Source organism: Vibrio sp. JC009 (genome assembly GCF_029016485.1).
In the GTDB taxonomy this organism is placed as follows: domain Bacteria; phylum Pseudomonadota; class Gammaproteobacteria; order Enterobacterales; family Vibrionaceae; genus Vibrio.
This window is the reverse complement of record NZ_CP092107.1, coordinates 1804103-1827818: the sequence shown is the minus strand read 5'-3', so window position 1 is coordinate 1827818 and position 23716 is coordinate 1804103. Positions and strand designations below refer to the sequence as shown.

At 45.4% G+C, this 23716-nt stretch carries 20 protein-coding genes; 6 read left to right on the top strand and 14 right to left on the bottom strand.

Features of this window, described 5'->3' with window-relative positions; translation table 11 throughout:
* Nucleotides 1-36: 36 nt before the first annotated feature.
* The 3 genes from L3Q72_RS23115 to L3Q72_RS23105 form a co-directional block, all read right to left on the bottom strand.
* Nucleotides 37-1047: a hypothetical protein gene (locus tag L3Q72_RS23115; RefSeq protein WP_275132906.1), complete on the bottom strand. Its 1011-nt coding sequence runs from the start codon at nucleotides 1045-1047 to the stop codon at nucleotides 37-39.
* A gap of 189 nt (nucleotides 1048-1236) precedes the next feature.
* Nucleotides 1237-4623 carry an EAL domain-containing protein gene (locus tag L3Q72_RS23110; protein ID WP_275132905.1) on the bottom strand — a complete coding sequence of 1129 codons (3387 nt, stop codon included), beginning with the start codon at nucleotides 4621-4623 and terminating at the stop codon, nucleotides 1237-1239.
* Nucleotides 4624-5013: 390 nt separating this feature from the next.
* Nucleotides 5014-6804, bottom strand: a complete 1791-nt coding sequence (locus L3Q72_RS23105; protein ID WP_275132904.1) for a sodium:solute symporter family protein — start codon at nucleotides 6802-6804, stop codon at nucleotides 5014-5016.
* A gap of 405 nt (nucleotides 6805-7209) precedes the next feature.
* On the opposite strand from L3Q72_RS23105, the gene L3Q72_RS23100 reads away from it, so the two are divergent.
* The 3 genes from L3Q72_RS23100 to L3Q72_RS23090 all read left to right on the top strand — a co-directional run bounded on the left by L3Q72_RS23100 (nucleotide 7210) and on the right by L3Q72_RS23090 (nucleotide 10458).
* On the top strand, nucleotides 7210-8487 hold the full coding sequence (locus L3Q72_RS23100) for an MATE family efflux transporter (RefSeq protein ID WP_275133777.1): 1278 nt from the start codon (nucleotides 7210-7212) through the stop codon (nucleotides 8485-8487).
* 151 nt (nucleotides 8488-8638) lie between these two features.
* Nucleotides 8639-9352, top strand: coding sequence for a FadR/GntR family transcriptional regulator (locus L3Q72_RS23095; RefSeq protein WP_275132903.1), 714 nt, complete (start codon nucleotides 8639-8641; stop codon nucleotides 9350-9352).
* A 227-nt stretch (nucleotides 9353-9579) separates the two neighbouring features.
* Complete coding sequence (locus L3Q72_RS23090; RefSeq protein WP_275132902.1) at nucleotides 9580-10458, top strand: NAD(P)-dependent oxidoreductase; 879 nt, start codon at nucleotides 9580-9582, stop codon at nucleotides 10456-10458.
* Nucleotides 10459-10570: 112 nt separating this feature from the next.
* Here L3Q72_RS23090 and L3Q72_RS23085 read toward each other — a convergent pair whose 3' ends face one another.
* Nucleotides 10571-11290, bottom strand: a complete 720-nt coding sequence (locus tag L3Q72_RS23085; protein WP_275132901.1) for a 3'-5' exonuclease — start codon at nucleotides 11288-11290, stop codon at nucleotides 10571-10573.
* 1 nt (nucleotide 11291) lies between these two features.
* Nucleotides 11292-13154, bottom strand: a complete 1863-nt coding sequence (locus L3Q72_RS23080) for a DUF294 nucleotidyltransferase-like domain-containing protein (protein ID WP_275132900.1) — start codon at nucleotides 13152-13154, stop codon at nucleotides 11292-11294.
* Between the two features lie 184 nt (nucleotides 13155-13338).
* Here L3Q72_RS23080 and L3Q72_RS23075 point away from each other — a divergent pair, with 184 nt between their 5' ends.
* Nucleotides 13339-13560 carry a hypothetical protein gene (locus tag L3Q72_RS23075; protein WP_275132899.1) on the top strand — a complete coding sequence of 74 codons (222 nt, stop codon included), beginning with the start codon at nucleotides 13339-13341 and terminating at the stop codon, nucleotides 13558-13560.
* Nucleotides 13561-13618: 58 nt separating this feature from the next.
* On the opposite strand, the gene L3Q72_RS23070 is transcribed toward L3Q72_RS23075, so the two are convergent.
* The 9 genes from L3Q72_RS23070 to rsxA all read right to left on the bottom strand — a co-directional run bounded on the left by L3Q72_RS23070 (nucleotide 13619) and on the right by rsxA (nucleotide 20495).
* Nucleotides 13619-14377, bottom strand: a complete 759-nt coding sequence (locus L3Q72_RS23070) for a class II glutamine amidotransferase (protein ID WP_275132898.1) — start codon at nucleotides 14375-14377, stop codon at nucleotides 13619-13621.
* 239 nt (nucleotides 14378-14616) lie between these two features.
* A complete protein-coding gene (locus tag L3Q72_RS23065; RefSeq protein WP_275132897.1) occupies nucleotides 14617-15153 on the bottom strand; it encodes a flavodoxin in 537 nt (178 codons plus the stop codon).
* Nucleotides 15154-15312: 159 nt separating this feature from the next.
* Nucleotides 15313-15573, bottom strand: coding sequence for an RnfH family protein (locus L3Q72_RS23060; protein ID WP_275132896.1), 261 nt, complete (start codon nucleotides 15571-15573; stop codon nucleotides 15313-15315).
* A gap of 14 nt (nucleotides 15574-15587) precedes the next feature.
* Nucleotides 15588-16256, bottom strand: coding sequence for an electron transport complex subunit E (locus L3Q72_RS23055; protein WP_275132895.1), 669 nt, complete (start codon nucleotides 16254-16256; stop codon nucleotides 15588-15590).
* Nucleotides 16249-16857 (bottom strand): RnfABCDGE type electron transport complex subunit G, encoded by a 609-nt coding sequence (locus tag L3Q72_RS23050; RefSeq protein WP_275132894.1) that lies wholly within the window; start codon nucleotides 16855-16857, stop codon nucleotides 16249-16251. The genes L3Q72_RS23055 and L3Q72_RS23050 overlap by 8 nt, the downstream gene beginning before the upstream one ends.
* Nucleotides 16858-16859: 2 nt before the next feature.
* A complete protein-coding gene (locus L3Q72_RS23045) occupies nucleotides 16860-17852 on the bottom strand; it encodes an RnfABCDGE type electron transport complex subunit D (protein ID WP_275132893.1) in 993 nt (330 codons plus the stop codon).
* On the bottom strand, nucleotides 17845-19347 hold the full coding sequence (gene rsxC, locus L3Q72_RS23040; RefSeq protein WP_275132892.1) for an electron transport complex subunit RsxC: 1503 nt from the start codon (nucleotides 19345-19347) through the stop codon (nucleotides 17845-17847). Before rsxC ends, L3Q72_RS23045 begins: the two co-directional genes overlap by 8 nt.
* A gap of 9 nt (nucleotides 19348-19356) precedes the next feature.
* A complete protein-coding gene (locus tag L3Q72_RS23035; protein WP_275132891.1) occupies nucleotides 19357-19902 on the bottom strand; it encodes an RnfABCDGE type electron transport complex subunit B in 546 nt (181 codons plus the stop codon).
* Nucleotides 19903-19919: 17 nt separating this feature from the next.
* Entirely contained in the window at nucleotides 19920-20495 is a 576-nt protein-coding gene (gene rsxA, locus L3Q72_RS23030) for an electron transport complex subunit RsxA (RefSeq protein WP_275132890.1), read from the bottom strand.
* A gap of 297 nt (nucleotides 20496-20792) precedes the next feature.
* On the opposite strand from rsxA, the gene L3Q72_RS23025 reads away from it, so the two are divergent.
* Nucleotides 20793-21953 carry a HAMP domain-containing sensor histidine kinase gene (locus L3Q72_RS23025; protein ID WP_275132889.1) on the top strand — a complete coding sequence of 387 codons (1161 nt, stop codon included), beginning with the start codon at nucleotides 20793-20795 and terminating at the stop codon, nucleotides 21951-21953.
* Nucleotides 21954-21964: 11 nt separating this feature from the next.
* Entirely contained in the window at nucleotides 21965-23533 is a 1569-nt protein-coding gene (gene nifA, locus L3Q72_RS23020; RefSeq protein WP_275132888.1) for a nif-specific transcriptional activator NifA, read from the top strand.
* Nucleotides 23534-23716 lie beyond the last annotated feature (183 nt).

Sequence of the window (23716 nt, the reverse complement as noted above, 5' to 3'; positions counted from 1 at the left end):
AGAGAGTTGTAACCAGGTTGATGATTCTAACTGATTTCAGCTTTCAGAGTAGCTTTTTGGGGTCATAAAATGAAATTCCCGCTGCAAATGATTAACTAAATGCTCTGCACCATCTTCACAGGGTAAGGTCTCGGGATAAGGTAACTCGCTCAGTTTCCGGATAAGTTTTGCAAGCCTGCCATTGGCTAAGTCACTCAGATCTATCTCCATAAAAGGAACGCGTTCCTTTAAAAATGCGTTTAGATAGGGCGTTTCGGGCCAGTCAGGGCGGGTTAAGCTGAGCACCCGCACCTTCTTATGTTTTGCTAAAGCCGCAATCTCACAGTAACTGCCATAACCGGGTTTGGTGATAATGACATCACTGCTGGCAAGCAGCTGTAAAAATGAAAGTGATAAGCCGGCTATATGGCGTAAATCGCTACGCTGCTCAGAAACCTTTTGGTCCACCAGCCACTGCCATCCCGCCATTTCAGGCAACTGTGACAACGCCATCGGCATAGGAAATCCACCAAGCGCAAATAAAATGTTCTTCTGCGCGTCAAGCTTATTGGTTGCTAATAGGCTCAGCGGAGGCCGATCCGGTTGACTGGCAATGCTGGCAATATGAATTTCTCTATGGCTGATATCCGGCACACTGGGCATTGGCTTAAAGATATAGTCTACGTTTGAATAGACATGGTTCATCCTTTGATACATCTGCTGACTTTGTGGGTTTTGCTCATCCAGACAGTAAGCCTGGTAAATCTGAGCCCAGTTAAAAGGAGCCACTGACGCCGTTTTTATACCAAGTGATTTTGCCGCTGCCAGGGAAACAGGTGAAATATTGCTGATCAAGAGATCCGGTTTGATATCAGCAAGACAACGTTTTTCAGACTCCACGCAACTATCCCACTCCTTAAGCAGTTGCAGGTAGTTACTGCTGCTCGCTTCCACATTAACCCTGATTGGTGAGTGCATTAGCATACCGAAGTCATGGCCTTCCGGGATATGAGCAAACTCTCCGTGAATCCGGCTTTGCAGGTAGCTGGCAGGCAGTTTACTCAGCACCGTTATTCTACAGTCCGGAAATGACCTGATGACCTGGTTTATCACCGAGCAGGAGATAGCGCCATGGCCAAAGCCATGAGCAGTAATGGAAAAACAGATATGCATAGTGTTCGTCAGTTCAGGTTAAAATACGGTTATAACAGACTAAGTGTATAAGGGTAAAACTAAAAAACAAAAGCTTGTGTGAGTTTATAACCGTTTTTCTTTATCCTGCTCTTCCAGTAGCCGTTGAGCATCTTCGGCAGAACATGGTTTATAAAAATAGTATCCCTGAATTTCATTACAGCCTAGAAGTTTGAGCAACTCGTATTGCTCTTGTGTTTCAACGCCTTCAGCAATGACCTTCAGCTCCAGACTACGCGCAATTGAAGCAATGCCGTGAATTAGCGCCTTGTTTACATGGTTTTCAACGGCATCCAACACGAACGAACGATCAATCTTTATCGTGTCAATGGGATATAGGCTAATACACTTGAGAGATGAATGACCCGTACCAAAATCGTCCAGTGCAATGCTTACACCGTAGTACTTAAAGCCGCTTAAAACTCGGAAAGCAATATCTTCATTGTCAATCAACGCATGTTCGGTTATCTCCAGTTGCAAATCAGCTGGCTCAATTCTGTATTTTTCAAGTATTTTGATATAACTATTTAGAACAGATTCACTGCGCAGTTGTTGGGCCGATAAATTAACTGACAAACGTACATGTTCTAAACTTCGTGAGCGCCATACCGAATACTGACGGCACACGTTTTCAAATACCCACTCATCGATCAGGCCGATCAACCCAAGCTCTTCAGCCAGTGGAATAAAATGATTTGGATATACGACACCATGTTTGGGACTGCTAATTCGTACCAAAGCCTCAAAGCCAACCACGTGACCTGTATATGCTGATACCTGAGGCTGGTAATTCAGTAAAAAATCACCTGTGGCTAAGGCTTCGCGTAATACCACTTCATACTTATTTCTCAATATGTTTCTTTCTTCGAGCGCCTTATCATAATAGACATAACCGTTGCGGCCTTGCGATTTAGCCTGATACATAGCGCTGTCACTATGCTGAAGAAGTGACTTAGGATCATCCCCATCGGTGGGATACACGCTGATTCCCAGACTGAGTGTAATAAGGACTGGTTTATCATAAATCACGACTGGTTCTTTGATATTGCTGACTATACGCTCCGCGATATCTGTAATGTCCTTCTGGCTTTTGGTATCTGGCAAGATAACCACAAACTCATCACCACCTAATCGCGCTAACGTATCGCAATCACGAATTGATTGCTTTAAACGCTTAACCAGCTTAACCAGTAGTAAATCTCCGGCCACATGCCCCATGGAGTCATTAACATTTTTAAAATGGTCCAGATCGATGAACATCAGCGCAAACTTTTTACCTTGCTGAGCAGAGCGTAAAAGCGTTTCAGACAGTGTCTCCTGAAACAACACCCTGTTTGGTAAGCCAGTTACGGCATCTGTATAGGCAAGTTTTTTTATTTTCTCTTCCTGGAATTTTTGCTCTGTAACATCTTCACATACGCCACGATAGCCTTTAAAGGTACCATTCGTAACAATAGGCTTTGCAGAAATGAGCAAACAAACCACCTTTCCATTTTTATGCCTTAGCCAGCACTCAAAATCGGATAAATCCTCACAATCGAGCATAGCTTCAAGATATCCACTTCCCTCTTCACTCCCTGCGTTTAACTCATTTATCGGCTTACCCATTAATTCTTCCGGTGAAAAACCAATAATCGTATTCGATGATTCTGAGCAGTAGATAAACTGATGCGTACTATCTGTCTCCCAAAGCCAGTCAGAAGTACTATGTGCAATATCACTAAAGCGCTTTTCTGCATTTTTTAAGTCACGGATAAGGGTTTCGTTTTTCAGCGCAGAACTCACGATTGCTCTCAAGTTCTCATATGCAGTGCCTTTTCTGCTGCTTAGATTTACCGTCACAAATCCAAGCTGTTGCCGCCTGAAGGAAAGTGGAAATACCATCAGGCTATAACGTTCATGATAGTTACCAATATCACCTGGAATTAATTTATTTGCGTAAAAGTTCCGATTCACTGGTTCAAAAAATTTATTTTTTCGCACAGCAACCATATTAGTTGCCGTTTTCTGCACTAAATCTGCATCATCATAAAGAGAAATATATAGTTCAGAGAGTTGAAGAATATCAATGGTGTAACTCTTCACACTTGCTAAATCAAATGATGAATTCAGATTATTTACAACCGCCCTGAAATAATTAAGGTAATTCTCGGCCTCATAACGCTGAAATGTAATAGCTTTCTGGGAAATTTCATCCTTTAGTACCGCTATGGATGCAATCAGCTTGATTAATTTAGAAGATTCGGGCTCAAATTTAAAATATTGTAATGTACTTAATTGAATTTTAGAGGTAAATGATAACCATAGAACAACATCTTCACTTTTCGTCGCTTCCTCCAAAGAGCTTCGCAGCTGGAATAAAAAATCGTCACAGCTTTCACCAAAGATGCCATCTATATATAATTCCAGTAAATAGTCGACACGTTCCCTGGCAATACCTCCCTTATATTGCTCTACGATTGTCATAATATCCCGCTTCGTATCTTTAAAAATAAGGTCATGCGCCTTATTGGATAGTCCGCTATTAATATCATATTCCGTATCAAGTGTGACTGAACTTTGAACCTGTTTACAGCCGCAGGACTGTCTGAGTATCAGAGATGTTGGAATTTGAATTTTAGTCTGAGGTTGCTTGCCCTCAATCTGATCAATTAGCTCAATTGTTGCCGTACGTCCTAATTCAAATAATGGCTCTGCGATACTGGTTAGAGCAGGAGTGGCAAATACTGCTTCAAGAGTATTCATTGATCCAGAAACAGCAACGTCTTCAGGAACGCGAATTCCGTACTCCAAAAGCGCGTCAGTGACTCCCAAAGCTTGATTATCATTAATCGCGATAATTGCGTCGAATGATTTGCTATTTTTGTCCAAATAATCCTTCATGCTTATTTTTGCTGCATTCCGGTTTAAATCAGAATAAATAATCATTTCGTTATTAAAATCAAGCCCATATTTTACTATCAGCTGTTTATATAACTTTGTCCTACATTCAGAAGATGCGTGATTTTCAGGGCCTCTTATCAGTAAAATATTTCTATAGCCGTGGGTATAATAGAAGTGATCAAATAACTCTGCGAGACCAGTCTCATAATCAGTTACCACATTGGTATACCCCTCAATATAACTCCCGAGGTTAACAATTGGGATATCTGAAAAGCGCTTAATAAAAGCATGGCTTTTCTGTTCAGAAAGATATCGCAGGTGTGAACTGAAAGGACTGATTACACCGGAAATCAAATCCAGGTCTACCAGATCGAAAACGGCTTCTCTCGTCAATGAATACGGGTCCGGCGAGTCAATAACCCCACCACAATAAGCGATAATGTTGTAATCCCGTTGCTCTGCAACATAAGCAGCACCCCGTACTATAGCTTCCTGATATTCAGAAGCCATTGACCCGGCTAAGACGGCAATAGTAGGGCGGCCATTTTTTAATACATTTCTATCCTTCATGACTACACATATCAACAAGTCAAACCATTTATTCTATTGTATTACAAATAAGGCAAGACAAATGAGATATAATTCAAACTTCTTGAAAGCATACGCAATGACAAACTGATAGTTCTAACACCCCCTCTACCGAACCCATGTTACCGTCAGCACCTCCATAAAGCGCACCCTGACATCCGAATTTAAAAACAGAGTCTAGCGTGCTGTTAATGAGACTTTAGACATTAAATCACACTGATATTCGTTACAAACAAAAAGGTATTGTATGATTATTAAATCAAGGACGATTTAAATACTCGAATTTAGGTGAGCCATTTAGCCGCGCCATAAACTAAAAGAGCAAGTAGTACACTACTTGCTCTTTTCATCGTTAATAAGGTAATAAGGAAATTAAGATGCCGTCTCAGGCTTTTTCTCGGCCTCTACATCTTCAATGCTCTTATCCACCGCCTTCATAAGCAGCAGGCCTACGCCACCGACTATGACACCACACAGAATAAAGATAAATCGGCCTAGCATTGGGTTTGGCAGCAGGAACATCAGCATAATACCCGCACCTGCTACTGCAATCAGTTTACCCAGCATCTGACGCTGTTTGTTGTCCAGTCTCTTCTGAGCGGTTGATTCGGCAACAAGCGGTGTATCCAGATTGCTGAAGAACTTGTCCACATCCTTCTGACGGTGCTCTTCCAGCGGCTTATAGAACAGCGTTGACAGCAGGAAGAAACCACCGGTCAGCGAGATATGTCCAAGAAGACCAATCGCAACTTTAATATCAGACCATTCACGTTTCGTCAGCTCTTCAAGACCAAACCAGGCTTCAACCATATCAGCGTTGATGACAAAACCAACAACGTAGGAAACACCTGCACCGACAACCAGAGTACCCCAGCCAGCCCAGTCCGGAGTCTTCTTAATAAAGAAACCAAGGAAAGCAGGAATTGTCATTGGGAAACCGATTAGCGCACCAACATACATCATGGTGTCAAACAGGCTCAGGCCTTTTAGCGAGTTGATAAACATCGCTACCAGGATAATCAGAACACCGAATACGGTTGATGTGATCTTAGAAACAAATACCAGCTCTTTCTCAGAGGCTTCATGCTTACGAAGTACTGGTTCGTAAAAGTTCTTAACAAAGATACCAGAGTTACGGTTCAGACCTGAGTCCATAGAAGACATTGTTGCTGCAAACATAGCGGCAACCAACAGCCCCACCATACCTACCGGCATATATTCCTGAACAAAATACAGATAGGCAAAGTCCGCCGCTTTCTTACCTGAATCCGGGTAAGCTGCAAACAGATCCACACCCTGCCCTGCCACATACCAGGAAGGCATAAACCAGATCATCGGACCTAAGGTCATCAGACAGCATGCTAATAGTGCTGCTTTCTTAGCATTTTTGGAGTCTTTAGCCGCAAGGTAGCGGTAAGAGTTAAGCATGTTGTTGGTAATAGAGAACTGCTTAACAAAAATAAAGAAGGCCCAGATGCCAAAGATACTCAGATAGTTCAGGTTATTACCCGATATAAAAGATGCGCCTTCCTGAACCGGGAAATTAGAAATGATTTCACCGACACCACCGCCCTGAATAACGGCAAACACCGCACAGGTAATGGTTACAGCCATGATAATAACCATCTGCATAAAGTCAGATGCGATAACGGCCCACGAACCACCGGTTACTGACATGCCTAGAACCACTAAACCGGTAACGACAATGGTTGTGTTCATATCAAAGCCAAAGATGCCCGATGCGATGATCGCCAGAGCATTCAGCCAGACCCCGGCAGAAACAATGGAGTTTGGCATACTTGACCAGGTAAATACCTGTTCGTTTGTACTACCAAAACGCATGCGAATGGCTTCAATTACCGTTACAACACGAAGTTGGCGGAATTTAGGCGCGAAATACGCATAGTTCATAAAGTAACCAAATGCGTTAGCCAGGAAGATGACTGCAACCGCAAACCCATCGTTGTAAGCCTTACCTGCGGCTCCGGTGAAGGTCCATGCGGAAAACTGTGTCATAAAAGCAGTTGCCCCCACCATCCACCAAAGCATGCTACCGCCGCCACGGAAGTAGTCACTGGTTGTATTTGTAAATGTCCGGAACATCCATCCTATCGCAATAAGAAACAGAAAGTAGATGAGGACAATCAAAGTATTGAGTTCCATCGTATAACCTTTTCAGCAAAAACTAATTGTGTCTCTACTCAATATACAACAACACTGACCCTTTTGTACTACAATAAGCCATAAACGTGACGACGATCTATTATTACCATCAATACCACTACGCACATATACCAGAAACTTTTCTTTTACTGTTGCTTTTTTGTCGAAATGATCCATATATAAAAACAGCATAAACACATAACTATCAATGCTTTAATAATCGCAATACGACTTGAAGCACTCTAATTTTCTGAAAACCACCCCATCTCAAATTATTGAAGCCTTTGCAATCCATTTGTATTACTATAACCTTTATCTGATAGCAGAAGAGGTTGATAGTTTGTGAATCCCTATATAAAAAAGAACCTGTCCATTGCATGGCCTTTAGCTCTAAATGCACTTTTAATGCAGTCCATGTTAATGATAGACACTTTTTTAGTGTCTCCTCTGGGAGAAGAGTCCGTTGCAGCAATGGGCATGGCGACCGCCATTGTCGCTTTTGTGCTGGGTATACAGATGGCACTTGCGAATGGAACACAGATGATACTCAGCCGGGCCTTTGGCTCTGGCAGAAAAGAGGCATGTGGGAATGCCTTTTACGGGGGGCTTATTATCAGCACCGGGAGTGGTCTGCTTTTCAGTCTGCTGCTTATCGTGAGTGACCAGTGGCTGGTAAGCTCACTGACTGACAATGAAAGCCTGCAACAAAAAGTCCTGGCGTATCTGGACATTTCTGTATACCTCATCTTGTTTACCGCTGTAACTCAGACTATTACCGCTTTGTTTAACGGTTTTTCTAAAACAAAAATACCTTTTAAAGGCTATGTCATCGAGCTGCCGATAAACTGCTTTACCTCCTACCTGTATATTTACCAACTGGATATGGGAGTGAGTGGCGCTGCTCTCGGTAGCCTCACAGCAATCTTAATCCGCACTCTCTACCTTTGTCATTGTGCGGCAAACGACACAGATATCTCTCTTGAGAAGCCGGCAGATTTAAAAGTGCTGATCAGACATACCGGGCATCACTTCAAAGAGATCTTCCCCTTTGCCGCAAACATCACCATATTGGCAATTGGCATTACCATTTATCAGCTGCTGTTTTCTCAACTCAGCATCAATGAGTATGTTGCAATAACCCTGCTTTATCCCTGGATCAGAGTTGGCAGCCAGTTTATCGTCGCCTGGTCGCATGCAGCGGCCATTCTGATCAGCCAGGATATCGGCTCTGAACAGCTGGATGAATTAGAAACCAAAGTTAACACAAGTATAAAAGTGGCCGTCGGGCTCTCCTTTATCTCTAGCCTGCTGTTTTTGATACTGCACTTTACCTTCCCATATATCTACTCAGACCTGACTCAGGAAACATACGCAGCGGTAGCACTCATTGCTCCGTTGTATATATTTCTTCCGTTAGCCCGCGGATATAACACGGTCCATGGAAATATTCTCCGTGCTGCGGGGAAAACAAAGTCGGTATTTAAAATCAACTTTACCGGCCAATGGCTAATCTCACTGCCGCTTCTTGCGCTGATCATATTCTGGTTAGATGGCTCTGTATTCTGGGCTTTTGCCATACAGCCATTTGAAGAGCTGATCAAAGCGTTACCGTTCAGGTTCCTGGCCCGTAAGACAGTAAAAGAGTTTAACCATGAGCAGATAAGAGCCCTGAACTATCACTAAAAGCGGTACAGGTAAAGGTCACAACTACCATAAACCAAGGTTACATTATTCATACCATTATTGTATGATTATAATATTATAAATCGTATCCATAGGACAAACTCAGGGCCTTGCAGATACAACACAACAGGAAACAATAGGAAAACACAATATGCTGGAAGGAATAGCACCAGAGCACTGCAAGAAACGGGTTCATGTATCTGTGGCAAAAAAAATTGCGATACAGATAATTTCCGGAGAGTTCGAAGAGCACCAGAAACTACCCTGTGAATTTGATCTTTGCGAACAACACGGCATAAGCCGAACAGCACTTCGCGAGTCGATGAAACTGTTATCTGCCAAGGGATTACTCTGCTCTAAGCCCAAAATAGGCACCAGAGTACAAAGCCGTGAGATGTGGCACTTTATGGATGCCCAACTGCTTGAATGGATTCATGAAACTAACAAAATGAAACTCTTTCTCAATCAGTTTCTTGGTTTGAGAAAAGCCATTGAACCTGAAGCCAGCGCCCTTTCCTCACTGAACGCAACAGTCGAGGAGAGAATGGAGCTTGCCGTCATATTTCAAAGCATGGTTGCAGCCTCTGAGACCGATGATATGGAAGCCTGGATTGAGCAGGACATGAAGTTCCATTGTCAGATTTTCAAGTCAACCGGCAATCTGTTTTACGTTCCGTTTGCCAATATCTTACCTACTATTCTTCGTACCTTTATCGATAATTCCGCTCAGGGAGGCCGGTACTGCATTCAAGAGCATGCCGCCATTTATGATGCCGTTATGGCCGGAAACCCACAAAAAGCCCGCGTTGCGTCTAAGGCCCTTCTGGCTGATGAGAACCAGCGACTATCCGTGGTAACAGCTTAGGCTGTTACCCTTCCGTTATTACCTGGTTTATTGCATCTGGCAGTGGTCTGATAACACGCCCACCCACAAGGTGTTATTGTATTACATCAAAATACCACTCATAATCACACTTTTGGGCATAATCAGGCTAATTTACAAAAATCTGACCCGTAGATGATTGCTTTAATAAAGCGAGTAATATACTCTTACCACACATTAATCATACAATATGATATTCGGAGTTAAAAATGGCTAAACCTGTTATCGGTTTTATTGGTCTCGGCCTTATGGGCGGGAATATGGTTGAGAACCTTCAGAAAAAAGGTTATCAGTTAAATGTAATGGATCTGAACAAAGATGCCGTTGCGACTTGTGTTGCACGTGGCGCAACTGAAGCAGGTTCAGCGAAAGAATTGGCAGAAAACAGCGATATCGTAATGCTTTGTCTGACCACTTCAGCGGTTGTGGAAAAACTGGTGTACGGCGAGGAAGGCATTCTGGCTGGTATTAAAGAAGGCTCTGTTCTGGTTGACTTCGGTACATCCATTCCGGCTTCTACCCGCAAAATCGGCGAAGCACTTGCTGAGAAAGGCGCTGGCATGATCGACGCACCGCTGGGCCGTACTCCTGCACACGCTAAAGATGGCCTTCTTAACATCATGGCTGCCGGTGACGTGGAAACATTCAACAAAGTGAAGCCGGTTCTGGACGATCAGGGTGAAAATGTTTTCCACCTTGGCTCTCTGGGTGCAGGTCATACGACTAAACTGGTTAACAACTTTATGGGTATGACAACTGTATGTGCTATGTCTCAGGCATTCGCTGTGGCAGATCGCGCAGGCGTTAACCGTCAGCAGCTGTTTGACATTATGTCTGCAGGCCCGTCAAACTCACCTTTCATGCAGTTCTGTAAAAATTACGCTGTAGATGCAGTCAGCGACCTGGGCTTCTCAATTGCTAACGCTAACAAAGACCTGGGTTACTTCCTACAGATGGTTGAAGATCTGGGTACTGTCTCTAAGATTGCTGAAGGCTCTTCGGCGAACCTTCAGGCCGCTCTGGACGCAGGTATGGGTAACGGCAACGTTCCTGAAATCTTCGACTACTTCCTTGAACTGGAAAAGTAATCAAAATATTTAATCTGCGGTAATTTACAATTTACCGACTTGCTACAGTAGACGTTTTGTCCGTACCCTCCCTATGGGGTACGGACTTTTTTATGCCTTATAAAGCGATAAGCTATTTACTATGGCTGATCCGGTACAAACGCCCGAAACAGCTTTTATCATCACGGTAAATCCGGCATATCTGGGCAAGCAGTAATTCAGCGGTTGATACAGAATCAATTAACGCACTATGGGTATTGTATTCCGGCAGACCATAACGTTCACGAATAGCAGAGAGGCGCAAATCTGGACTGGTATTGTTATCTAAGTGGCGGCAAAGGTATTTCTCTATATTCAGAGTATCAAGCCAGAGAAAGGGTAACGGCTCCAGGTTGAAGCTCTGTTTTAAGTAATTATCAATAAAGTGCTGTTCAACAAAACGAGCGTGAGCAACTATAATTTTCCCTTTTGCCCGGTTAAAAAACTCCAGAAAAGCTTCATCCAGGCTACAGCCCTGTTGCAGCATCTCCGGGGTAATATGATTGATAACAGCGGTACGGGCGCGCACCTTGCGGCAGCCTTTTATCATCAGTTGCACGCTGCTGGATAAATCAATATTCATACCTTTCATTTCAACCCAGCCGATACTCAGTATCTGATCCGTTTTTGGGTCAAGACCGGTTGTTTCCAGATCCAGGCAGATAAAATCCTGCTGCTTGGTTTCATCATCCAAACCCGGATATTGCCATGCAATATTCTCCTGAACAAACAGTGGCAGTTTGCGACCCTGTAACGCTTCAACCCGCTTTCTTTCCAGTTTGCTTAGCGGGTGAAAAATGTTTTTCCATAACATATCAGTGATTCCTAAAGCGAACATTGGCCGCATCCTGCATCTCAGCAATAATGCGGAAGGCATCTTTTAGGTGTTTTCGCTCAAAACTACCGAAAGAGTCAGGGTCTATATGATTATTTGGCTCTTTCCCGTTTTTCAGCGCTTCCAACTGCTGGCTGATGCGGAACTGAGAGATGAACTGATACGCCCCGATAATATTTTTAAAAGCATTATCTGAAAGTACACCCTTTTCATTGGCAACACGGAACCTTTCTTCTGTGCCTGTTACCTCAGACTTAACCGCTAAACCGTATATCCGGGCAAGATCGATAATCAAATTCAGAGCATATTTCTTGATGTTCAGCGTTTTCATATTCTCACCACTCTTTTCCAGCACCAGGTTATTAAAGATACCCAGTGGCGGCGTTACTTTAGTGGCCTCACTCACAAGCATGCCGAGAAATTCATGATTCGAAGAGATTTTTTCATGCATACAGGTCTGAAGTTCATCTGCCAGCTCTGAATCCCCGTACACTGCACGAACTTCCAGAAAAACACTGATATTCAACATACGCTCGTATTCCGGACTGGCTACCCATTTTTTATAGTACTGCTTCCAGACCGCTACCGTCTGGCACCACTTCGGGGTTGCCGCCATATAGTTGCCAGGGCAAAGAGGATAGTTACAGGCATCCAGCCCTTTACATACGTATATAGCCAACTGGTTAAAGTAAGTTCTGTCCGCCGCAACCGCAGAATCATCCAGCACCAGAGCACTGTCCTGATCTGACAGCATATGTACCTCATTACGCGCATGAGAGCCTGCAACAATCCAGGCAAAACGGCAAGGAGGAGGCCCGAACCTGTCAATAGCCAGTTGAATAAGACGCTTAGTATAAGCATCCATTATCATGGACATGACTTTCCCAACGATATCCGTAGCGACCCTGCCTTCCACCAGGGCTTCAAAAATCGCCTGCCGCTCAGGATTTAAAGCTGCCAGCGCTTCAATACTGTCGGAGTATTTAATCTTCTCTATCAGAAAAATAGCCTGGACTCTGTGGTTCTGAACTAAATGGGTAGTTGTCAGCAGCCCGGTAATTTTGCCTTCATCAACCACAGGCAGATTACGGATATTGAACTGCATCATGATAGAGGCAGCATGCAGTACCAGATCATCGGGCTTAACGGTCAGTGGTGAGTGTGTCATCACCTCTGAAATCGGCTTATCAATGCCAACACCATGTGCGATAACCCGCTTAGTCATATCTCTGTCTGTGATAATACCGACGATTTCGCCTTTATCCGTCACAACCGCAGAAGATGAACGATGAACAACGCGCATCTGGATAGCCACATTCTGAATGCTCATTGATGCATCCACAACCGCCACCTTATCACAAGCAACCTCAGAAACCCGCTTTATAAACAGTCCCTTATCTTTATTTGACCAGACAACATCAAGGGCAGACCGGAGACGAACCTGCGCCTGAGAGGCAAAGTGCTCAGCGTATTCCGGGTGAGCCTTAAACAGATTCTGCAGTGCACTATGCGGGATAAGGTAAAGCAGCGTTCCTTCAATGGCGGTGACGCTGTATCCTTCTTCATCCGGGGCTTCACTGCTGAAAAACGTGAATCCAAAAAGGTCTTCACTGCCTAACCGGGAACGAAGCACGCCATTCTGTTTTCTTTGCTCCACCGAGCCAGTTCGGATGATATACAGATATTTCTCTTCCGGGTTGGCCATATCGACACCATCCCCCTTACCAAGATAGGTAATCTTTATATTTTTCGATAAATCCTTTAGCACTGCTTCAGGCAGTTTATCGAAGGGATCAATTTGGCCAAGAAACTGAACAATGTTCGGTAGCAGGGTTTCAGACATAGCTAGACTTCCTTTAGGACGGTCGTTTTGTATGATTAATAATATATACAAGCTAAAGCAGCAAGCCTACAGAGATAGGAAAAATGAAGCCATCCTTGTTATTGCGATCACACTTACCAGATTATTAATGTGCATTATCGCCGCCACAGTGGCATTATTGTATTACAAATAGCGAGGTGTACTTATGAGCAATATTTATAAAATAGAAACCTACTGTGGCTCTGCTGCAAAAGTGGTAGCAAATTTCATCGAAGGTATGAACGGTAAATCTCTGGTACAAGGAAGTGCGGTCGTAACTGACTTTAACTTTGAAACCGATGTGTCACTGACACTGCTTCCATTTATTACCTTAATCAATGATAGGGTTACTGACATGGACCGTGACCTGTGGAGCAAGCTGGCTTAGTTGTGCTGTCAGGCAGTAAAGCCTGAGCATATCCGGCAGATACACTCAGGTCTGCGATTTAAATCGGATAAGTCTGACTGACACCATCCAGATAGTGACAAATCGTCTGAGGCTCCACGCACTTCCATTGCGGGCAGTTGTCCAGTGGCTCTGATGCCAGTATCAGGTTTCCGTCAATTTCTTTAGTGAAAACCGTTGGTGGCTGCTTATCCGTGCTGTATCTCACCAGCCAGAGCTGCTCACCATCGGAGATACAGATTGAAGCTTTAAATGGCTCAACGCCGCCTTTATCGGCAACAGCGCTTTCCACTTCATCCAGTGTCTTTTTAATGGCGTTAATTGGATCATCCTGCAGACCATTTTTCATCATCAGCAAAAAGATCAACTCGCTGTCTGTGGTCCCGTGACGTTTCAGATAAAGCGATTCGGGCAGCAGACGTTCAAGCGCAAATTTAACCTTACAGAACTCACCAATCTGGCCGTTGTGCAGAAACATCCAGTTATCCAGAATAAAGGGGTGGCAGTTTGCACGGGAAACCTGAGCTCCGGTTGAAGAGCGGACGTGCGCCATAAAGCGGTGCGAGCGGATATGATGAGCAAGCGACCTTAAATTATCATCACCCCAGGCAGGAAGTACTTCATGGAAAAGCCCCGGTGTAGGCTGCTCTGTATACCAGCCAAGACCAAAACCATCGGCATTAACACGAGTTACGGCTTTACGCGCATCAATACTTTGATGAATAAGAGAGTGTTCAGGCTTATAAACCAATTCATCCAGATAAATCGGCTCTCCCTGATATGCTAACCAACGACACATATGGCTTGTTATTCCTTACCTGCGGCCAGGGTAAAAGAAGGCACCCTGAAAAATAAAACGACGATTAATATTGATGCAATCAATAAGTGTTAGCTTAACAGATCGCCACAGCTTTAATTTGCGCCCAGACAGGTTTGAATTAACTTTGCACTAATTATTTTAAGATTACCTTATTAGATAAAAAAGACGCCCTAAGCATGCCACTTAGAGCGCCAAATGCCTGTAATAACGCTATTTAGTTATAATCCCATTTCGCCTTTTATCTGGCCTACCCAGTTGGTCACCCGCTCTTCGGTCAGACTTGCCTGATTGTCTTTATCGATAACCAGGCCGACAAATGAATCCTCATCTACCGCTGTAGACTCATTAAACTCGTATCCGTCTGTTGGCCAGCTACCTACCAGCTCTGCACCGCTTTCAACGACACAGTCATAAAGCTCACCCAGCCCGTCAACAAACTCGTTGGGATAGTTCACCTGATCACCCAGTCCGAACAGGCCTACTTTTTTGCCTGACAGATCAATCTCTTCAAAGTTTGGTACAAACTCTTCCCAGCTCTCTGCCTGACACTCTGCCGACATACCCGGCAATAAGCCCTCACCATAGGTTGGCGTACCCATAATAAGATAGTCATACTCATCAAATGCCGAAGCATCAACGCGGTTAATGTTTAGTGGCTTAGCGGCAACGTCTTCACCCAGTTGCTTGAAAATCATCTTAGCAATCTTTCTGGTGCTTCCAGAATCCGTTCCGAAAAAAATACCTACTTTAGACATATTTCACTCCTTGAAACCTACTGAAATTTCTAATCTGAACTTAGAAAGTGGACATTAGTTATTCTGCAAAAAGCAATCCACTCTTAACTTATTGTTTTTACTTACCTATCTATATTTAAACACTGCAACGGACAAACATTTTGTCCTAAATACGACAATTTAATCGTCATCGTCGTCTTCATCGTCTGCTACCCAGACAATCGGGCGGTAAATTTCCACTCTGTCCCCTTCATTAAGCGTCGCTTCCAGCGAAGAGACTTTGCCAAACACCCCCACTTTCTGTTTATCGAGCTCAATGGAAGGAAACATATTAAGCATGCCGGAGGTATGGATGGCGGTCAGCAAAGTGGCGTTCTCCTCCACTTCAACCGGAATCCAGGCCTGCTCTTCCGACAAAGCGTATACAACACTGACATTCATATTGATTCCTCCCTTTACTTGACCATTATTGCTTGTGCGCTGTGACGCTGCTTAAGATTTAATTCCACCTTCTGCTTGATCCCCAGCAAGGCGCCAAGCACCAAAAAACCGCCCGGTGGCAAGATAACCAGAAGCAGACCCCGATAATCAGGAATCACCGTTAACTCCAGAAACGAGAAAGTTTCTCCCAGCAACAGGCTGGCATTGGAAAACAGCGTGCCGCTACCCAGTATTTCCCGGATCCCGCCCAGCACTACCAACACCCAGGTAAAACCCAGTCCCATTGCTGCACCGTCCACGAATGAGGGAGCCAGTGCTGACTTGCTGGCAAAGGATTCAACCCGCCCAAGAATGGCGCAGTTAGTTACAATAAGCGGAATAAAAAGCCCGAGAACCTTATGCAATGGATGCAGCCAGGCATTGAGGATGACATCCGTCAGCGTTACCAGTGTTGCGATAATGATGACGTTAACCGGAATACGAACCGCTTTACTGATAAAGCTTTTGCCCAGTGATACCAGCATATTTGAAGCTATCATTACTGCTGTTGTTGCCAGTCCAAGTCCCAGCCCGTTTGTTGCGCTGCTTGTAACCGCCATCAAAGGGCAGAGTGCCAGCGACTGATTGAGGACAATATTGTTATTCCACATGCCCTCTTTTACGATTCCTTTGTAGTTACTCATCGCCACTCTCCTTTGACTTTTCCAGTGCCAGCATGGCCTTGTGGACACCTCTTACAACGCTGCGGGGGGTAATGGTTGCTCCGCTGAACTGGTCAAAATCACCACCGTCTTTTTTTACGCCCCACACCGGCGTGTTTTGTAAAGAGCGGCCGGTAAAGCTAAGTACCCAGTCACTTTTAGCCAGCTCAATTTTGTCACCCAGCCCCGGCGTTTCGGTATGACTGAGGATCCTTACCCCTTCAATCCGGCCAAGTGTATCGACACCAGCAAGGAAGCGAATTTCACCACTGTAGCCCTCTTCACCTCCCCGGATAACATAGTGAGTAAGCTCACCTGCTTCATTCATAACCGGATAAATCTGGTACTTCAGTCCGCCGTACTCCACTTCTTTTTCGCTTTCAAACACCGCATTGGCAAAAGGCTTACCGTTGAGAACTTCTGAAAGAAGCGCATTCTGATCTTCAGCTATACGCTGCTCGATCACCGGACTGGTATAGTACTGAACCACTACAAGAAGCATGGCAGCGACACCTGAGCAGACTGCAAGAAGCGCGCTCTGATAAGGAATATTCTCTTTCCACTTTTCTATTGATGCTTGCATAACTACTTCTCCACCGCCGCTTTGCTGCCAAAGATGTCGGGTCTCAGATAGTGATCGATTAGAGGTGTGGCTGCATTCATGATCAAAACAGCAAATGCCACCCCTTCCGGGTAACTGCCAAAGCTGCGGATAAGCCAGATCAGCAGGCCACAGGATGCTCCGTAGATCATCTGGCCCCGTACACTGGTTGGTGAGGTCACCAGATCGGTTGCGATATAGAAAGCCCCAAGCATAGCGGCACCACTGAAGATATGGGTCGACAGCGGAAGAAACGTGTCAGGACTAACGACTGAGCTAATCAATGCCGGTAATGCGATACCTGAAAGAAATGAAGCAGGAATCGCCCAGTGGATGATCCCGCGATAAATCATGTATAAACCGCCAAGCAGAATAAGAAATGCTGAGGTTTCACCAAGGCTGCCTGACTGCGCACCAAGAAACAGAGATACCGCATCAGCGCCCTCCTTCAGGCCACTCAACGCGGTCGCTGAAGTTACACCATCAAACTGTAGCCATTCTTGGGGAACAAACACCTGATTATGACTAAAATCAATGGGAGCCGGAGCCGACCAGTTCGTCATTTCAACCGGGAAACAGATAAGCAGCATAACCCTGGCCAGCATTGCCGGATTAAACAGGTTTTGCCCCAGCCCGCCATAAATCTGTTTGCCGACCACAATAGCGAAAACACTGCCCAAAGCACAAAGCCACATGGGAACCGTTGGCGGAAGGCTCATTGCCAGAAGCAGACCCGTCAGCAAGGCTGAACCATCAAGACTTGCCTTTGCATTCCGGCCCATAATTTTCAGGCACAGATACTCGGTTAAGACAGCAACCAAAGCACACATAGCCAGAACATATAAGCTGTTTAAGCCAAACTGGTAAATCCCGTACAGAACCGCAGGCATCAGCGTCAGGATCACGGTATACATTATCCGCACGCTGGAGTTCTCACTATGAGAGAACGGGCCAGTCGCCGATTCATAATTAATCATTTACAGCCTCCTTCTGTTTACTGGCGGCACGAGCCGATGCTCTTGGAGCGCGCTTTTTACGCCCCGCCGCTTTAGCAGCCTTAGCTGCTTTTTTCGCTTCAGCTTCCTTCTGAAGTCTTAGTTTCCGTGCTTCTGTCAGCGCTTTAGCCTGAGCAGACTTCTTCTCTTTCATCTTGTTGGCCGTTATTGCCCCTTTCGCATGCTGGAAATACTGCACCAAAGGAATATTTGAAGGACAAACATAGCTACAGGCTCCGCATGAAAGGCAATGATTCACGCCCATGGTTTCCGTCATCTTAAAATCAGACAGCCTTGAATAAGCCGCCATCTGAAACGGCATCAGCCCCATAGGACATGCCCTTACACACTGACCACAGCGAATACACTCCTGATGAGGCCGCTCTTTTACTTCATCTACTGTCAGAGCCAGTATCCCGCCGACACATTTATCAACCGGTACCTGAGGAGAAGGGATCACCTGCCCCATCATAGGACCACCGAAGATCAAGCGTTCGGTATCCTCACTAAAACCACCACAGTGCAAAAGTATCTCGTGAACCGGACTGCCCACCGGCACCTCAACATTACAAGGATTCTCTATCCCTTTACCCGATACCGTGATCAGACGGCTGACAAGCGGACGGTTAAAACGAACCGCCTGATAAACCGCCTGTGCCGTTGCAATGTTGTTTACCAAGATACCAACGGCCGTAGACAACTGCCCGAGCGGAACCGTTACCCCTGTGACCGTTTTAATCAGATGCCTTTCAGACCCCATCGGATAAATACTCGGAACCAGCTTTACCTGAATATTGTCATCATCGGAGGCCAGTGACTTTAACTGTTCAAAGGCCTCAGCCTTATTGTCCTCAATACCGATAACGGCCTTTTCAGCACCAGAAGCTTTTAGCATCAGACGAACACCGGCGATAACCTCTGCGCCATATTCGCGCATGGTGACATCGTCACAGGTAAGATAGGGCTCACACTCACCACCATTAATAACCAGGGTGTGCACCTTTGCCTGACTGGCAAACCTGAGCTTAGCCGCAGTGGGAAAACCCGCGCCTCCAAGGCCCACGATCCCGGCAGCATTCACCTTCTCAATGATTTCTTTACCGGAAAGTGCGTAAAAGTTGCCTTTCGTCGCTGTCGTGGCCCAGCTTTTATCCTGATTGGCACGGATGATTATGCTTTCACTTTTCACCTTTGAAGGGTGCGCAGTAATGTGCTCGGTAATTCCGGTCACAATACCGTTCACCGGCGAGTGAATCGGAGCCACCATATCCGAGCGGCCCACCGCGATTTTCTGTCCGCGCTTAACATGCTCCCCTACTTCAACCAGAGGTTTAAGCAAAGCACCATTTCTCAGTTGTAGCGAGAGATAGACATTCCGGGGCCAGAATGCTTTTTCAATCGCTTTTTCATTGGAAAGCGACTTATAGGTCTTGGGATGAATTCCTCCGCTAAAGGGAGAATTAAACAAACTCTGCATAAATCCTCCTCAATGCACCAGTGTTGGTTTAGGTTCAGAGTCGGTCTTAGGCTTTGGCCAGTACCATGTGTTCACATCCGGCTCAACCTGAACGATAGAGAGACAATCCTGAGGGCAAACCTGAGAGCAGAGCTGACAGCCGGTACACACATCAGAAATCACGGTATGAATCTGCTTGGTCGCCCCCACAATGGCATCGAACGGACAAGCTTTGTAACAGCGGGTACAGCCGGAACACTGTGACTCATCTATCTGAGCCACCCAGGAAATATCCTCTTCACCCATTTCCAGCGAAACGCCCAGCATATCTGCAATAGCAGTTGTTAACGCAGCGCCTCCCGGAGGACAGGAATCCGGACTCAACTCACCGCGCACCATGGCTTCAGCGGCCTGACGGCACCCGGCTTCACCGCACTGGCCACACTGACCGCCAGGCATCAAAGCTTCTATCTTGTCCACCAGAGGGTTACTTTCCACCTGAAAGACTTTGGACGCGAATCCCAGAGCACCACCCAGTGAAGCGCCCAGAACAATAAAGAAAATAACAGAAATCAAAACAGCGCCTCCTTGCCTTAAACGATTCCGGAAAAGCCCATAAAGGCCATAGAGAGAAGACCAGCAGTAATGAACGCTATGGGTGAGCCTTTTAAAGCGTCAGGCACACGGTTCAGACTTAACTGACTTCTTAAACCAGCAAACAAAACAATCACTATGGTGAAACCAAGGGCTGAGCCAACACTGAACATAACGGTATTGATAAACGAAAGGCCATCCTGTACCGCTAGCAGAGCCACGCCAAGTACCGCACAGTTAGTTGTTATAAGAGGAAGGAAAACACCCAGCGACTGATAAAGTGACGGGTCATGTTTCTTCACATAAAGCTCTGTAAACTGAACCACCGCCGCAATAACCAGTATGAAGGCGATAATGCGCATAAACTGCAGATTAAGCGGCCCCAGAATAAAGAACTCCAGCAACCATGTAGTGACAGCGGCCAGGGTCAGCACAAAGGTCGTTGCTATTCCCATCCCCAGCGCGCTACCTATTTTCCCTGACACTCCCATAAAAGGACACAGGCCCAAAAACTTCGCTAATACCACGTTATTAACGAATGCCGCACTCAGTAATATGAGTATTCCCTCAGACATTCTTCTCTTCCCTGAAAAATCCAATTTACAGGGTCTGCTGCATAGTGTGTGCCATTGCACCTCTGCACCAAAAAAGTTCATTGCACCCCTTTATTTTCAGGGGGATTGGGAAAAACAGGCGCAAAATCAAAAAGGAGATCCTTGTCACAAAGCAGACAAAGGGCGTTTATTTTGTCATCAATTGTTCTAAATCAAACATGCGGTTTTTAAATCAACTCAACAAAAGCCGCATTTTTTTCATGGAATAGTTAATGCATAAGCAGTCTATCTAGGTAGTAAATACAAGGACGTCAGGATATGAAAGCATTGGATAGCTTAGTATCAATCCCCTCTCAGGACTGCTCTGATTATCAGTTTGCGGTATTTCACGCCATGTTTGATTCAGCACCAACAGCGATGGCGCTAATTGAAGCTGATGGCTATACCCTAATCAGAAATGAAAAGTTCAATAAGCTGGAAGAGCGGCTGAAAATATCTCCGGTTTCTCTCTTCACTGAGCATCTGATCGCAGACTGTGAGTTTCAGTCAATAGACCACTTTTTAGGTAAGAAAAAACACCGCTCGCTTAGCGTTCACATTGATAAGGCCGAGAATATTTCAGAGCAGTGGTTTGACTTTTCCCTCACAAAAATACCGGTAGCGGAGACCACAACACAATCCTGCCTCCCCTCTGCTGAAGAATACTTCACACTTATCAGCATTATCGACCGGACACGAGAGAAGCAGTATCAGGAAGAAAGACGATTAAATATCATCCGACAGATGGCTAATGACAACAAGTTTGTCCATTCAATGCAGGAAGTGATGATGGCTACTCTGCACCAGATGCAGGGGCCGCTCAACATGATTGATTCAGCCGTTACCATCCTGAAACAACGTAATCACTCCTGCCCCGGCTTAGTTGCCATGGATGAAGCAATGCAAGACGCGAACAGAGCTCTGGATGATATCCATCAGGCAATTCCAGAGCGGGCCAATGAAGCATCACAGCCGGTAAACGTCAATCAGATTGTGCGCGACGCCATCACTATCAGTACAGACCTGCTGCTTTCCCATTCTACGGAAATTGAGTTTCGCCCGGCGATGGAGCTGCAATCTGTTAATGGCAAACCCAACCGTCTGCTTCTGGCTGTCAAACAACTGCTGGATAACGCAGTGGATGCCATTGAACAGAGCAATAACAGCCAGAGGGCGATACTGCTCGCCACCACAGAAACAGAAGACGAAGTTATTATCACCATTGAAGATAGCGGCAACGGAATCGAAGATAACATCCGCCTGAAGATGTTTAAGCCTTTTTTCAGCACTAAATCTAAGATCAGCTCTGGTTGTCGCGGGATCGGTCTACCCATTGTTCAACAGGTAATAAATGAGCACTCTGCGACGATAGAAATTTCCGAAAGCTCCCGGTTAGAGGGCGCATCAATTCAATTAATCTTCCCTAAAATGGCTAAGTAAGGCGGTGATATATGACGATCGAATACTCAATCGCTGAACTGGAACGACGGCTGCTTGCAGCAATGTACAAAATCAGCAGCCAGTTAAACATCAGCCTGAATTACGCAGACTCCTCTAAGAAGGTGCTGGAAATTCTTCATGATGAATGCAACCTGCTTTGTGGTCTGCTTACCATAAAAGATCCTAACCGGGATAGTATGTTAGTAAAATCTCTGCACTCTCCTGACTACGACGATGCTTCCCATGAAAAGCAGATCAGCTACAAAGCCGGGGAAGGCATAATCGGTGATCTTATCAATCAACAATCCTCCATCGTTATCCGTAACCTGGGTGACGATATGCGTTTTTCCGATAAGCTGGCTATTTATGACTATGACAAACCCTTTATCTGTGTACCGTTAAAAGACGCCTCCACTCAGGTCATTGGTGCTTTAGCTGCACAACCTAAAAACAGCTCAGATTCCGAAATCACACTGCTTACCCGTTTTCTTGAAATGATTGCCAGTCTGATTGCCAAAAACGTTCAGTTAGCCAATCAGGTACAGAAGCAGCAAAAACAGCTGGTCAGCGAGCGCGATGGCTTAAGGCGAAAAGTTCGCAACAACTACAGCTTCGATAATCTGGTTGGACATACCAAAGAGATGAGACGTATCTTTGACCAGATAAGACTGGTTGCTCCCTGGGACTCCACAGTGCTTGTCCGGGGTGAGTCGGGAACAGGTAAAGAAGTGATTGCAAACGCTATCCACTACAACTCTCCAAGAGCAAACCATCCGTTTGTGAAACTGAACTGCGCCGCCCTGCCCGACAACCTTCTGGAGTCAGAGCTTTTCGGACATGAAAAAGGCGCTTTCACCGGAGCGGTTAAGCAGCGCAAAGGCCGCTTTGAAATGGCCCACAACGGCACCATTTTCCTTGATGAAATCGGCGAAACCAGCCCGGCATTTCAGGCCAAGCTATTGCGGGTTTTACAGGAGCAGGAGTTTGAACGCGTCGGCGGTACAGATACCATTTCTGTTGATGTAAGAATCATAGCCGCAACCAACCGGAATCTGGAGGCCGAAGTCGCATCTGAGAATTTTCGGGAAGACCTTTACTACCGTCTGAACGTGATGCCCATGTATCTGCCTCCGCTCAGAGACCGGGTTCAGGATATTCCTGATCTGGCCGACTTTATGCTGAATAAACTAAGCAAAAAGCAGCAGCGGAAAATCGCCATCTCTGAACATGCAATCCGTCACCTGATGGAATACACCTGGCCCGGTAACGTACGTGAACTGGAAAATACACTGGAAAGAGCCTCCATTCTCAGTGAATCCGGAACCATAACGCCAGAGCTGATCTCATTCCCTCAGTTTAGTGCACCACCAGTACAGCCCCGCACACCAGCAAACTACTCAATGCCAGCCCGGGAACCGGTCTGCAAAGAGCAGCAGATCGCTGATGAAAAACAGGCTGTCATCGATGCACTGGAGCAATCCGGTTGGGTAAAAGCCAAAGCAGCCCGCTTGCTTAACATGACCCCAAGGCAGATCGCATACCGGATTCAGACGATGAATATTGAGATGAAGCAGATTTAAATTGTAGAGACGAAATCGCCTGCTAATTAAGCAGGCGGTTTATATATAGGTACCTGACTAAGCATGAGAATCTGAGAATAAACCGCTTTACAGTACAGTCACCAATAAGAGTTGTGTTTGGATAATAGATTGTCAAAAGATGGTATGGGTATTAATGAGTTACTCCCTATGCAATGCATGGAC

Bases quoted from the DNA above. Each gene is read 5' to 3' on its own strand.
- L3Q72_RS23060 (WP_275132896.1), bottom strand. From the start codon at position 15,573: ATGAATGTCAGTGTTGTATACGCTTTGTCGGAAGAGCAGGCCTGGATT.
- L3Q72_RS23100 (WP_275133777.1), top strand. From the start codon at position 7,210: ATGCAGTCCATGTTAATGATAGACACTTTTTTAGTGTCTCCTCTGGGA.
- L3Q72_RS23080 (WP_275132900.1), bottom strand. From the start codon at position 13,154: ATGTCTGAAACCCTGCTACCGAACATTGTTCAGTTTCTTGGCCAAATT.
- L3Q72_RS23085 (WP_275132901.1), bottom strand. From the start codon at position 11,290: ATGTTATGGAAAAACATTTTTCACCCGCTAAGCAAACTGGAAAGAAAG.
- L3Q72_RS23025 (WP_275132889.1), top strand. From the start codon at position 20,793: ATGAAAGCATTGGATAGCTTAGTATCAATCCCCTCTCAGGACTGCTCT.
- rsxC (WP_275132892.1), bottom strand. From the start codon at position 19,347: ATGCAGAGTTTGTTTAATTCTCCCTTTAGCGGAGGAATTCATCCCAAG.
- L3Q72_RS23055 (WP_275132895.1), bottom strand. From the start codon at position 16,256: ATGAGTAACTACAAAGGAATCGTAAAAGAGGGCATGTGGAATAACAAT.
- L3Q72_RS23045 (WP_275132893.1), bottom strand. From the start codon at position 17,852: ATGATTAATTATGAATCGGCGACTGGCCCGTTCTCTCATAGTGAGAAC.
- L3Q72_RS23065 (WP_275132897.1), bottom strand. From the start codon at position 15,153: ATGTCTAAAGTAGGTATTTTTTTCGGAACGGATTCTGGAAGCACCAGA.
- rsxA (WP_275132890.1), bottom strand. From the start codon at position 20,495: ATGTCTGAGGGAATACTCATATTACTGAGTGCGGCATTCGTTAATAAC.
- nifA (WP_275132888.1), top strand. From the start codon at position 21,965: ATGACGATCGAATACTCAATCGCTGAACTGGAACGACGGCTGCTTGCA.
- L3Q72_RS23075 (WP_275132899.1), top strand. From the start codon at position 13,339: ATGAGCAATATTTATAAAATAGAAACCTACTGTGGCTCTGCTGCAAAA.
- L3Q72_RS23070 (WP_275132898.1), bottom strand. From the start codon at position 14,377: ATGTGTCGTTGGTTAGCATATCAGGGAGAGCCGATTTATCTGGATGAA.
- L3Q72_RS23050 (WP_275132894.1), bottom strand. From the start codon at position 16,857: ATGCAAGCATCAATAGAAAAGTGGAAAGAGAATATTCCTTATCAGAGC.
- L3Q72_RS23110 (WP_275132905.1), bottom strand. From the start codon at position 4,623: ATGAAGGATAGAAATGTATTAAAAAATGGCCGCCCTACTATTGCCGTC.
- L3Q72_RS23090 (WP_275132902.1), top strand. From the start codon at position 9,580: ATGGCTAAACCTGTTATCGGTTTTATTGGTCTCGGCCTTATGGGCGGG.
- L3Q72_RS23095 (WP_275132903.1), top strand. From the start codon at position 8,639: ATGCTGGAAGGAATAGCACCAGAGCACTGCAAGAAACGGGTTCATGTA.
- L3Q72_RS23105 (WP_275132904.1), bottom strand. From the start codon at position 6,804: ATGGAACTCAATACTTTGATTGTCCTCATCTACTTTCTGTTTCTTATT.